At 59.7% G+C, this 13109-nt stretch carries 7 protein-coding genes; 2 read left to right on the forward strand and 5 right to left on the reverse strand.

The window, feature by feature from the left end:
• The first annotated feature begins 11 nt into the window (after nt 1–11).
• Nucleotides 12–3737, forward strand: a complete 3726-nt coding sequence (locus tag EI290_RS08430; protein WP_125428649.1) for a BamA/TamA family outer membrane protein — start codon at nt 12–14, stop codon at nt 3735–3737.
• A 127-nt stretch (nt 3738–3864) separates the two neighbouring features.
• Nucleotides 3865–4857, forward strand: coding sequence for a Ppx/GppA phosphatase family protein (locus EI290_RS08435; protein WP_185816903.1), 993 nt, complete (start codon nt 3865–3867; stop codon nt 4855–4857).
• 93 nt (nt 4858–4950) lie between these two features.
• Here EI290_RS08435 and ppk1 read toward each other — a convergent pair whose 3' ends face one another.
• The 5 genes from ppk1 to EI290_RS08460 form a co-directional block, all read right to left on the reverse strand.
• The gene (gene ppk1 / locus EI290_RS08440) at nt 4951–7242 is read right to left on the reverse strand and encodes a polyphosphate kinase 1 (protein WP_125428651.1); all 2292 of its coding nucleotides are present in this window, start codon (nt 7240–7242) and stop codon (nt 4951–4953) included.
• A 292-nt stretch (nt 7243–7534) separates the two neighbouring features.
• Nucleotides 7535–7915: a RidA family protein gene (locus tag EI290_RS08445; protein ID WP_125428653.1), complete on the reverse strand. Its 381-nt coding sequence runs from the start codon at nt 7913–7915 to the stop codon at nt 7535–7537.
• A gap of 137 nt (nt 7916–8052) precedes the next feature.
• Nucleotides 8053–10041, reverse strand: a complete 1989-nt coding sequence (gene gyrB, locus EI290_RS08450; protein ID WP_125428655.1) for a DNA topoisomerase (ATP-hydrolyzing) subunit B — start codon at nt 10039–10041, stop codon at nt 8053–8055.
• 160 nt (nt 10042–10201) lie between these two features.
• A complete protein-coding gene (locus tag EI290_RS08455; protein ID WP_125428657.1) occupies nt 10202–11551 on the reverse strand; it encodes a YCF48-related protein in 1350 nt (449 codons plus the stop codon).
• Between the two features lie 136 nt (nt 11552–11687).
• The gene (locus EI290_RS08460; RefSeq protein WP_125428659.1) at nt 11688–13067 is read right to left on the reverse strand and encodes a T9SS type A sorting domain-containing protein; all 1380 of its coding nucleotides are present in this window, start codon (nt 13065–13067) and stop codon (nt 11688–11690) included.
• Between the last annotated feature and the right edge of the window lie 42 nt (nt 13068–13109).

Raw genomic sequence — 13109 nt, forward strand, 5'->3', positions numbered from 1 at the left:
ACTCCCCTTCTATGCCCTTTCGTTACACCTACGTGCTGCTGGCCGGTCTGGGCCTGGCGGCTACATTTCCGGCCTTTGCCCAGTCGCCAGCGCCGGCCCACTCGGTTTTTTTGCTGGGAAACACGGCTACCACCGAGCTGCCGACCAGTCACTTGCAGGCGTTGCGCCGCACCCTGGAGCAGCAAACCGGCCCGTTTACGGTGGTTCACCTCGGTGATATTGTCGGAAATGAGGGCCTGGGTGGCAAAAAGGACTCGGCCCAGACCGGGCAGACTGCCCGCGCCGATGCCCTAATTGCCTTGGTGCAGGGCCTGCCCAACGGCAAAATCTACTTCCTGCCCGGCGACAAAGACTGGGCAAATTCCGGCCCCGACGGCCTGAAGCGGGTGCGGCGGCTGGAGAAGTACATTGAGGAAAAACTACCTGGTCAGAATGCGTTTCTTCCGACCGGGGGCTGCCCGGGGCCCGAAGTGGTAGACGTTGCGCCCCTGGTGCGGCTGGTGGCTATTAACTCGCCCTGGTGGACGCACCCCTTCGACAAGCCGGAGGCCCCGGATACCGACTGCAAAACCATGACGGTGGAGGAGTTTCGGGAGCAGCTGCAGGATGTGCTGGACGAAACCAAGGGCCGCAACGTGCTGCTGGTGGGCCATCAGCCGGTGCTGAGTAACGGCGTGTACGGGGGCCACATGCCCCTGAGCCGCCACCTGCTGCCGCCCGTGGCCGGCACCGTGTATGCCGCGTACCGCCAGAACGTGGGCTCCCCCCGCGACCTGGCCAACCCCGCCTACCAGCAGTTCCAGAAGGAAATGCTGAATACCCTGCGTGACCATCCCGGGGCGGTGTACGCCGCCGCTCATGACTTCAGCCTACAGCTTACGGAGGCGCAGGGCAGCTACCATCTGGTGTCGGGCTCATTTGCCCAAAAGCAGCCTGTGGGTGCCAACCGTGAGTCGCAGTTCAACCGGGCGGAGGAAGGGTTTTCCCGCCTCGATTACTACGCCGACGGTACCGTTAAAACCGCTTTCTACACGTTTGACGGGGCCGGTACCGGCGCCCGTGAGGCCTATGCAGCCTTGCTGTTCCGCTCAGCTTGCGGGCCGGAGCAGCAAGGCATTCCTGTAAACTCGTTTATACCAGAGTGCCCCTCGGCCCCCCGAGGCGTAGCCGAAGTCAAGCCCGATGCCCCGTTTGTAGCCACTCAGACGCTGGCCGCCGGTAAGCAGTACGGCGGCACGGGCGGCTCCCGGTTCTGGCTGGGCAAGCTCTACCGCACTTCCTGGACCCAACCGGTGCAGGTACCAACCCTGAACCTGGCTACCGAGAAAGGCGGCCTGCGGGCATTTGGTCGGGGCGGCGGGCGGCAAACCACTTCCCTTAAGCTGATTGCCGCCGACTCCTCCGAGTACGTGTTCCGGTCCGTGGATAAGGACGTGACCCGCATTCTGCCGCCCGAGCTGCGCCGCTCCGTGGCCGCCAACGTGCTGCGCGACATCACGCCCACGGCCCACCCCTACTCGGCACTGGTAACGGGCTCGTTGCTGGACAAAACGGATATCCTGCACGCCCGTCCCCGGCTGTTCGTGCTGCCCGACAACAACCAGCTGGGCCCCTACCGCCCGGAATACGCTGGCCTGCTGGGTACCCTGGAGGACCGCCCCGGCGACCCCAAGCCCAACCTGCCCGGCTTCGGCGGGGCCGACGAGGTGCGCCGTTCCTTCAGCTTTTTCCGCCAGCTCTACAAGGACAACGACAACCGCATCGACGCCGTGGCCCTGGCCCATGCCCGGGCCTTCGATATGCTGGTGGCCGACTTCGGCAAGCACGAAGACAACTGGAAATGGGCCGGCTTCAAGGAAGGCAAGAAAACCGTGTACCGGCCCATTCCCCGCGACCGGGACCAGTCGTTTACGCTCTGGAACGGGGTCCTGACCTACCTGGCCAACCGGGAGTGGGCCGTGCCCAGCATCGAAGGGTTTCAGGCGGAGTTCGGCGACCTGAAAAGCCTGAACTGGCCCGCCCGTCACTTGGATAGGTTTCTGCTGCAAAGCCTGAGCCGGGAGCAGTGGCAGCAGGTGGCGCGCTACATGCAGGAGCGCCTCACGCCCGCCGCCATCGACGAAGCCACCGGCACCCTGCCGCCCGAGCTGAAAACCCTCTCTACGGATGAGCTGAACCGCAAACTCAAAGCCCGCCTCCGGGAGCTGCCCAAGGCCCTGGATGAATACTACTTGTTGCTGGCTAAGCGCGTGGACGTGGTGGGCTCCAACAAAGCCGAAGTATTCCGGGTAAACCGGCAGGCTGATGGCAACGTGCGGGTGCAGATGTTCGATAAGGCCAAGGACGGCGACGAGCCCAATGGCCCCGCCCTCTTCGACCGCACGTTCTCCCCCAAAGAAACTGAAGAGGTGAGCCTCTATGGGCTTGATGGCAAGGACATTTTCACCGTAACCGGCGCGGCCCGCAAAAGCGTGTTGGTGCGCATCATCGGGGGAGATGGGAAAGACCGGATTTCAGATGATTCCCAAGTGAGCGGCCTGCGCACTCTCACCAAAGTGTACGACGTGCCCGATACCGACCTCAAACTAGGCTCCGAATCCGATAACCGTACTTCCACCCGTCCCAACGTAAACCAGTACAACCGGGAGGAATTTGAGTTTAACGGCTACAAGCCCCGGGCTACCATCATTGTAAATGCCAACGACGGCATTGGGCTGGGTGCCGGGGTAGATATTGTGCGGCAGGGCTTCCGCAAGCCGGGCTTCAAGAACCTGTATTCCTTCGATGTGCGCGGCTCCAGCGGCGGCAACTTCCAGGTTTCCTTGGCTACGCGCCACCGCTATGCATTTGGCAAGTGGGATGTGGGCGCCCGCACCGAGTACGGCAACTTCTTCCCGTTCTACAATTTCTTCGGCCTGGGCAACAACACCACCAAAGACCAGGACCTGTACGACAATAAGTTCTACAAAGCCCGCTATAAGGGCTTTACCCTGAATGCCTTCACCGAGCGGGTATTCTGGCAGCGCAGCCTGTTTCGCATCGGGCCCACTTACGAGCAGTACACCTCCAGCTACGCCCGCTCCAGCTACCTGGGCCAGCTGGAAAGCGGCGGTATTCCGGTGCCGGAAGGCCAGGTGCCGAACACCGATTTTCAGCGACTTATCGGCCTCAATGCCCTGCTGGATGTGGACCTGCGCGACCGGCAAAGCTTTGCCCGGCGCGGGGTACGCCTGCGCGCCCAGCACGATACCTACCACCAGCTCAACGGCAACAAAGGCAACTTTGGCCTTACCCAGGGCTTTGCCGAGTACTACGGCACGGCCCGCCTGGGCATTCCGGTAACGCTGGTGGTGAAGGGGGGCGGCGCCAAAAACTACGGCAACGACGACGACATTCCGTTCTACAAATTTACCAGCCTGGGTTTGCGCGAAGGACTGCGGGGCTACTATCGTACCCGCTTCACCGGCGACGCCAGCCTGTACCTGAACACCGAGCTGCGGCTGGCTCTGGGCCGGGTGCAAACCTCCTTCCTACCCTTCTCGTACGGCATTTTCGGTTTCTACGACCGGGGGCGGGTCTATTTTAAGGGCTCTTCGCCGGGTGGCTGGCACCAGGGCTACGGGGCCGGCTTCTACATAGCCCCCGTTTCCGACCAGCTGGCCTTGTCTGTATCGTATCAGAAATCGGTAGAGAATGGACTGATCCAGTTTGGACTGGGTTTCCGGATTGATAACTAGCCCCCTCCCGCGCCCTGCTTCTCCGGAAACAGGGCGCGGCTTTTTCACTCGGCATGCCGAATACCCGTAGCCCGGCCCGAACTCCTATATTTGCCGCTGATTTATTGGTCACCCCTCCTTTTTCCGCATGGAATACCCGCTTCTGAAACTGGCCGCTATTGACATTGGATCCAACGCTGTACGGTGCCAGATTTCGGCAGTTCTGCATTACGGCGACCGGTACCGGCTGAAGCGAGTGGAGTACGTGCGCTACCCCCTGCGGCTGGGCGAGGATGTATTTGCCACCGGCCGGATTTCAGAGAAGAAGCAGGCTAAGTTCATCAAGTTCTTGCACGCCCTGCGCCTGCTGATGGAGGTGCACGACGTGGCACCCAACCATTACCTGATCTGCGCCACCTCAGCCATGCGCACCGCCGAAAACGGCCGGGAAGTGGCACACCGCATTCAGCAGGAGCTGGGCATGACGGTGCAGGTAATTGATGGGCAGGCCGAAGCGGCCTACATCAACCGCGTTATCGAGAACCTGCTGGAAGACAAAAAACACTACCTGCACATTGATGTGGGCGGGGGAAGCACCGAGTTCAATATCTACCACAACCGCCGCAAAGTGGCCTCGCAGTCGTTTGAGGTGGGCAGTATCCGGCGCATGCAGCAGGAAGAGGCCGGCCTTAGCACCGAGGCCATGCACGCCACCTGGCAGCGCATGGAGGAGTGGGTAACCGAAAATGCCCGCCGCTACCACGTGTCGCGGGCTATTGGCACCGGGGGCAACATCAATAAGCTCTACAGCATGGCCCAGCCCCAGCTGGACAAGCCCGTTACCCGCAAGCGCATTGCCACCGTACTGGACCACCTCACCAGCATGACCATGGACGAGCGGGTGAACGTGGCCTTACTCAACCCCGACCGCGCCGACGTCATCGTGCCGGCCGGCCACATCTACCTCTCCGCCATGGAGTGGGCAGAGGTGCACCAGATGCTGGTGCCGGATATTGGCCTGAAAGACGGGATGCTGCAGGCCCTCTTTGAAGACCACTTCGAGGAAATTCGAGCCTCCACCGACCATCAGCCCGGCCACCCCACTCCCACCGTACAGCCCCGCCCCACGGAGGTGGAGTAACAAAATGTGTACCCCGAAGCTGCGCTTCGGCTCGTGCCTGGGAGTAATTATCCTCTCACGCGAGCCGGAGCACAGCTCCGGGGTACACGGTTTTTACGCCAAATCGGCCTCCGTTTCAGGGTTACCTTCTACTACTTCTACGGCTACCCCCTCTTCCTCACTGGCTTCCGGGGCGTTGGGCTGGTCGTCGATGGGTACGGAGGGCGCGGCTTCGGCAACGTCGGCCGAAGCATCGTGGCGGATGGATGCGCAGGACAGCCACTCATCGTACAGGGCCGTTTCGCTGACCATGGTGAAGTTCTTGTGGTAGAACTCCTTGTGCACGTTAAACGCTGGCTCCTCGGGGGCCGGCTGCCGGTGAATGTAGGCGCCATCTTCCCGCATCACGTAGGTATTCTGGTTATCCTTAAGGTTGAAATAGAGGATGTTAACTGCTTCGCGCTTCAGCTGAGGGTTCACAATCAGAAACAGCGCCTCAATGCGCCGGTCGAAACTGCGCACCATCAGGTCGGCGGAGCCAGCGTACACCTTGGGGTGGCCCGCCTGATGAAAGTAGAATAGGCGGGAATGCTCCAGGTAGTCGCCCACAATACTGCGAACCTCAATGTTTTCGCTTAGCCCGGCCCGGCCCGGCCGCAGGCAGCAAATGCCCCGCACGATAAACCGAATGGGAACCCCGGCCTTACTAGCCTTATAAAATTCGTCTATCATCTCCTTGTCCTCCAAGGAGTTCATTTTCATAACAATACCACTGGGCAATCCTTTCTTGGCGTTGCGCACCTCCTCCCGAATCAGAGAAATCAGCTGTTGACGCATGTCCTTGGGCGCCGTAATCAGGTACTCGTAGTCGTCGGGCTGGGAGTGGCCGGTTATCACGTTGAAGAATTCCGACACGTCGTGGCCGTACACGTCGTTGGTGGTGAGCAAGCTCACATCGGTGTAAATGCGGGAGGTCTGCTCGTTGTAGTTGCCTGACCCAATGTGCACGTAGCGCGTCACCTTCTCGCCTTCCTTCCGGATAATCATCATCATCTTGGTGTGCGTCTTGTATTTGCTCACCCCATAGATGACGAAGCAGCCCGCCTTTTCCAGCTTAGCTCCTTCCCGGATGTTACGCTCCTCATCAAACCGTGCTTTTACCTCGAACAGTACCGATACGTGCTTGCCGTTTTCGGCAGCTTTCAGCAGCGCAGCCGTTACGCGGGAGTCGTCGGCGAGGCGGTAAATGGTTTGCTTGATACCCAGTACGTGGGGGTCTTCGGCGGCCTGTTCCAGCAGCCGCACCACCGGGTCGATGTTATTATAGGGGTGGTGCAGCAGCACATCATGATGCTTCAGGTACTCGAACAGGTTGTCTTCGGCACCCTCCGGAAGACTCAAGGGCGTGACGGCGGCCGGCTGTTTACTGCCCTTGCCCCGGAAGTTGGGGTGCTTAAGAATTTGCAGCAGCCCTTTCAGATCAATGAGGGAGTTGATAACGAACACGTTGCCGTTGTCAATCTTCCACCGCTCCTTCAGCACGTTCATCAGCAGCACCGAGGCGTTGGGCTCCACTTCCAGCCGCACTACCCGGCCCTTCTTGCGGGTTTTCAGCCCCAGCTGAATCTCCTTGATGAAATCTACATCAATGTCATCCGACTCCTCCAGCGTGAAGTCGCCGTTGCGGGTAATCCGGAATAAATCGGCCGATACTATTTCGACGTTGCGGAACAGCTTGGGCATGTTGGCCCGCACAATCTCCTCAATGGGCACAAAAATGACCTTATCCTTGCGCGTGAGCTCAAAAAAGCGCGAGAGGTTTTGCGGAATCTGCACGAAGGTGAGGCGCTCCTGGCCCCGCTCGGCCTCGGCATCCAGCCCGCCCCCGGCCCGCGTCACGACTCCGTAGATGAGCATTTGGTTCATCATCAGCGGGAAGCCGTGGTAGCTGTCGTACACCATAGGCGTCAGCAGCGGGAAAATGGTGTTTTTGAAGTATCCATCCGCCTTTTTCAGCTCCAACTCCGTCAGCTCCTCCATTTTGAGCACGTTGAAACCGTTCCTCTCGAACAGCGGCTTCAAGTCATTCAGATAGGTCAGCGACTGGTCGTTGATGAAGCGGTGGGCGAAGTCCAGCAGCTTCCGCCGGAACGGCAGCTCCCGCAGTCCCGAATAGTCGACCCGCTCCTTGCCGTAGTCGATGTAGTTATAGAGCGAGCCCACCCGAATCATGAAAAACTCGTCGAGGTTGCTGCTGGTAATGGCCATAAAGCGCAGCCGGTCAAACAACGAGCGGCTGGCGTCGCGGGCCTGATCGAGCACCCGGTAATTAAAGCGCAGCCACGACAGGTCTCGGCTGATGTACTTGCTTTTGCGGATGAGGTCGGCGGATTTGAACAGCTTCATAGGACCACTGATTTCACGGATTTTACTACGGATTTCGCGGATTTTGTGGACGATTTCCGAGGGGTAAACAGGTTGCCGGGCAAGTTACGGGCTTCGGGCGGGGTTTGAACTCCCTGAGGCGGAAAAGATGCGCCACGACTACCGCCGCCACAACGGCCTGGGGACACAATGGTTGGAGTCTGTTGATAGAACAATGTCGGGGCAGCAAACAACGTCAGCACCGCCCCGATGCAGCCTGTTGCGTCTCGGTGCTGTGTACGCAGCTTCTGATCTGCAGCTAGTTAGCCTCTCCTTAGCCCACCACAAAGGCGGTGGCCTCAATTTCCACCAGCAGGCGCGGGTCAATCAGGGCGGCTACCTGCACCATTGTGCTGGCCGGCCGGATGCTCCCGAACACCTCCCCGTGCGCCCGGCCTACTGCTTCCCAGTCGCGCATATCGGTCAGGTAGATGCGGGTGCGTACTACGTGTTCCGGCGTAGCATCCGCTTCGGCCAGGGCAGCTGTTATCTTTTGCAGCACCCGCACCGCCTGCGCGTAGGCATCGGCCCCGGTCACGGCGTCGCCGTCCTGGGCAGTGGTGCCGGCCACCTCCACCACATTGCCTACCCGCACCGCCCGCGAGTATCCCACAATCGGCTCCCACGGAGCCCCGGACGAAATGTTTTGGCGCATGGTAACATCGTGTAAGAAATATACAGGGAATATCAACAAAAAAACGGCCCGCTGCCAGGCAGCGGGCCGTTCACATATCAAGCGAATCGTCCACGGAATCCGTGGAATCCGTTTAAAAAGCCGTGCAATCAGTGGCCCTAAACGTCGAGCTTGGCGTACTTGGCATTCTTCTCGATGAAGTCCCGGCGGGGAGCTACCTCGTCGCCCATGAGCATGGAGAACAAGTGGTCGGCCTCGGCGGCCGACTCCACGGTAACCTGCTTGAGGGAGCGGGTGGCGGGCTGCATGGTGGTTTCCCAGAGCTGCTCGGCGTTCATCTCACCCAAACCTTTGTAACGCTGCACGTTTACGGTTTCGGGCTTGCCGCGGCCGAGTTCCTCCTGGGCCTGGGCCCGCTCGTCTTCGGTCCAGCAGTACCGCTCCTCCTTACCGCGCTTCACCAGGTAGAGCGGTGGCAGGGCAATGTAGATGTAGCCCCGGTCTACCAGCTCGCGCATGTAGCGGAAGAAGAACGTGAGGATAAGCGTACGGATGTGAGAACCGTCAATGTCAGCATCGGTCATGATGATGACTTTGTGGTAGCGCAGCTTGGCCGTATTCAGGGCTTTGGCATCGGCCTCGATTCCCTTTTCCGGGTCGGCATTCACCCCAAAGCTCACGCCCAGGGCGGTAATCATGTTCCGGATTTCCTCGTTTTCCAGAATGCGGTGCTCCTGGGCCTTCTCCACGTTCAGGATCTTACCCCGCAGCGGCAGAATGGCCTGGAAAGCCCGGTTGCGGCCCTGCTTGGCAGTACCACCGGCCGAATCACCTTCTACCAGGTAAATCTCGCAGATTTCCGGGTCCGATTCGGAGCAGTCGGCCAGCTTGCCGGGCAGGGAGGTAGAGCCTAGCACCGTTTTGCGCTGCACCATTTCGCGGGCCTTGCGGGCGGCAATCCGGGCTTTGGCCGCCAGAATCACCTTCTCCACAATGATGCCGGCCTCCTTGGGGTTTTCCTCCAGGTACTGGCTGAGAATTTCGCCGACTACGGTGTTCACCGCGCCGCTTACCTCGTTATTGCCCAGCTTGGTTTTGGTCTGCCCTTCAAACTGGGGCTCGGCCACTTTCACCGAAATAACGGCCGTGAGTCCTTCGCGGAAGTCCTCACCCGAAATTTCCACCTTGGCCTTCTCCAGCTTACCCGATTTGTCGGCGTAGGCTTTCAGGGTGCGGGTCAGGGCCGAGCGGAAGCCGGCCACGTGGGTACCGCCCTCGTGGGTGTTGATGTTGTTGACGTAGGAGAAGATGTTCTCCTGGTAGGAGTCGTTGTACTGCAGGGCTACCTCAACCGGAGTGCTGCCTTTCTCGCTGATTACGTGAATGGGAGCCGGCATCAGGGCATGGCGCTCCGAGCCGTCGAGGTACTGCACAAATTCGGCCAGGCCGCCGGTGGAGAAAAATTCTTCCCCCAGAAACTCGGCCCCGTTTTCGCCGGGCTCCCGACGGTCAGTCAGGGTAATGCGGATGCCCCGGTTCAGGTAGGCCAGCTCCCGCAAACGCGAGGCAATGGTGGCATACTTGTAGACGGATTCCGAGAAGATGGTATCATCGGGCAGAAACTCTACCTGAGTGCCGTGCTCCTCGGTTTCCCCTATTTCCTTGACCGGGTACTGGGGCGCCCCGATTTTATACTCCTGCTCGTACACCTTGCCATTGCGGCGTACGGTCACTTTCAGGTCTTTGCTGAGGGCATTCACGCAGCTCACGCCCACACCGTGCAGGCCGCCGGATACCTTGTAGCTGTCTTTATCGAATTTGCCGCCAGCGTGCAGTACTGTCATTACCACCTCCAGGGCCGAGCGGCCTTCTTTCTGGTGAAAATCGACGGGAATGCCGCGCCCATTGTCACGGACGGTGATGGAGTTATTTTCGTTGATGGTTACGTGGATGGTGTCGCAGTGGCCGGCCAGGGCTTCATCGATGGAGTTATCGACCACCTCCCACACCAGGTGGTGCAGGCCTTTGATGCCAGTGTCGCCGATGTACATCGAGGGGCGTTTGCGCACGGCTTCGAGCCCTTCGAGTACCTGGATGCTATTCGCGGAGTACTCGGCGGGGGCTTTCTTTTCTTTGGTTTCGCTCATGTTGCGGTTGGGTTCAGCGCTTAGTGCGTAAGTAGGCAAAGATACCGAAAAAATCCGGTTTTTGCCAGCCCGAAGGCCATTTCGCTCAGGTTCATTCCCCACAAAAAAGCCTCTGTTTCCGCCGGAAACAGAGGCTTTCGATACTTGCCCGGTTGGCTGGTTACAGTACCTGGGCACGCAGGTGGCTCACGCCAGCCACCGACTCCAGCTTCACGTGGTACAGGCCCGCTTTTTCCTGGCTCAGGTCCAGGCCGGTTTCGCTGCTGCGGGTAGCATCCAGGGAGCGGCGCTGCACTTCCCGGCCCAGGGCATCGGTTACGGTGAGGGTAGCGCTACCAGTGTGCGCCGCCCCCGCCCATTGTACCCGGAACTGCCCGGTGGTGCTGGGGTTGGGCGAGAGGCTGGCCCCCAGCACCAGGGTGGCGGCCCGGGTGGGCAGTACGGTGCTGGTGAGCTTGTTTACACCCAGGCCCACAACGTCGCCGGCGGCATTCACGCCCAATGCCCCGCTCCACACGGCCGTCGGACTGGCCGCATCCATCAGCAGGTGGTTGATGCTGTTTTCAATCTGAATCCAGGTCTGACCATTGTCGCGGCTGAAAGAGGAGCCAGCATCCCCGTTGCCAAAATCGGCCCCCACCGATACGTAGTTGCTGGTACCGGGCACGTTATCAAGGGATATGCCGTGTAGAGGGCCGGTGTAGGGGAGCGGACTCCAGGTAGCGCCTCCGTTGGTAGTCCGGTAGAGCAGGTGGTTGGTGCTGCTCGAGCTGCTGATCAGAGCCAGCCCGTTCTGCTCGTCGCGGAAGGCAATATTTTCGATAGCATCAGCGGCCACGCCCCGGGTAACCGACCAGGTTACGCCTTTGTTGGCCGAGCGGAAAATGTCGCCCTCATCATTGGCAAACCAGATGGAGTTGCCCACTACCGCCGGCGGTAGTACACTACCATACTCGCCGGAGGTGCCTACCGGCACGTTGGCGGCGCGGGTCCAGGTGGTACCGCCGTTGGAGGTATAGTAAATTTCCATGGACCCGCCGGCCACATCCGGGTCGCCCATTACCACGCCATCATTGGCGTTGAAGAAATAAATCGTATTGGGCCAGCTGTCGGGCTGGCTGAACATGCCGGCAGTGCTCTGCTGTGCCCAGGTGGCACCACCATCCGTGGTTTTGAGAATCCGCCCGCCTACGGCATCCAGCGTGACAACCCACGCCGTGGTGGCGCTTATGGCCGAAATAGCCTGAATATTCTGGGTGGCCGGATTCACGCCGGGCACGGTGAGTACTGTCCAGTTCTGACCACCATTAAACGTGCGAGCCACCTGGTTGGCACCCTCACCGCTGAAAGCGCCAGTGGAGGAAACCCAGGCCGTGTTGGCGTCGATGGCATCAATGTAGAATGATACGTTCGAGGGCTTGGCGAAGGTAAAGGGTTGCTGAGCCCACTGGGCCTGGCTGGTGGTGGCTACCAGCAGACCTGCCGTAATAAGTAGTAGGTTTTTTTTCATAATTGGAAGGAGTGAAACAACACGAAATGAGCAAAATAAGACGAACAACTAAGGCCCGGCATTACCTTACACAAGAGGCCCGGCTGCCACAACAACCGGGCCTCTGGAGTACAATCATGCGAGTTGCCTGAGCGCGCTATTGAATTACAAGCTGCTGCTGGCCTACCCCGGCTTCGGTACGCAGCTCCAGGGTGTAGAGGCCCGCTTTTTCCTGGCTCAGGTCCAGAACGGTGCGCTGCGTGGCAATGGCCGTGGGGTTGAGAGACTGGCTGTATACCTGCCGGCCTACCGCATCGAATACCCGCACCTGGGCACCGGCCTTCAAGCCAGTTGTCAGCTCTACCTCAAATACCCCGGTAGCGCTGGGGTTGGGGTATACGGACAGGCCTTTCAGCGTTTGAGCGCCTTTATTGGCCGTAATGGTGCCGGTGTATTTGTACACGCCACCAGCGCCGAGGTTATCGGTTTGCGCGCCGGCATACCCAACGCTGCGGCTGATAAAATCCACGGAGGAGGAATAGCGGCCCCGGTCTATATCAATCCAGGTTTGTCCACCATTGGTGCTATACGAGGAGCCGTAGTCGGCAGCAGTGGTAACGGTGGGCACCGAGGACCCCACGCTCACGTAGGTGGAGGTACCGGGCACCGCATCAATATCAAAGTGGTTGAAGTTGCCGGTGTACGAACGGGTCTGCCAGGTAGCGCCCCCGTTGGTGGTGTAAATCAGGTCGCCTCCCTGAAAAGCCAGGCCATTGTTCTGGTCCACAAAGGCCAGGCGGCTGATGCCCCCGCTCAGGGGCGTAACGGGCGAAGCCGTCCAGGTAAGGCCCCGGTCCGTGGATTTGAGGATGCGGGAAGGCAGGCCCGAGTTGGGGTCGTTCGGGTCCTGCAGGTGGGTAGTACCCGCCCAGATGGTGTTGCCCAGGGCAAAGTAGGAGCCTACCAGACCATACTCGTTGGCATCGAGCGGGGTGGGCAGGTTAGACTGCGGAACGCGCGTCCAGGTAGTACCGCCGTTGCTGGTGGTATACACCTCAAAATAGCCGCCCACCGGGTCGCCCAACGATACACCGTTGTTGGCATCGAAGAAGTATACCCAGTTGGCAAAGCCTGCCGTGCGGGGGAACTGGGTGGCCGTAGTTACTTTGGTCCAGGTAGTGCCACCGTTGGTGGTTTTTACAATTTCGCCGCCGCCCTGCGCACCGTACTGCGCCACAAATGCCGTGTTGGCATCGAGGGCATGAATACCGGCGGCCGAGTAGTTGGCCGTGCCATTTACCGAGTTAAATACCCAGGTGGCCCCGCCATCGGTGGTTCTGGAGAAGGTATTGATGGAAGAGCCCGAGGTGGCTTCCTGCAGCAGCTGCCACACAACCGTAGCGCTTACAGTCTGGATTTGGCGGGAGAAGTAGCTGGGCGGAGTCTGCGGATTGGTAGTATTCTGCAGTACCCATTGTCCGTGCGCATTGGCAGCAGCCAGTCCGAATAACCCTAAAGAAAGTAAAGCTTTTTTCATGCGGTGAGGAAAGTGGGGAAGGGATTAGGAAGAATGACAATG

It is taken from the genome of Hymenobacter metallilatus (genome assembly GCF_003944705.1).
GTDB lineage: Bacteria > Bacteroidota > Bacteroidia > Cytophagales > Hymenobacteraceae > Hymenobacter > Hymenobacter metallilatus.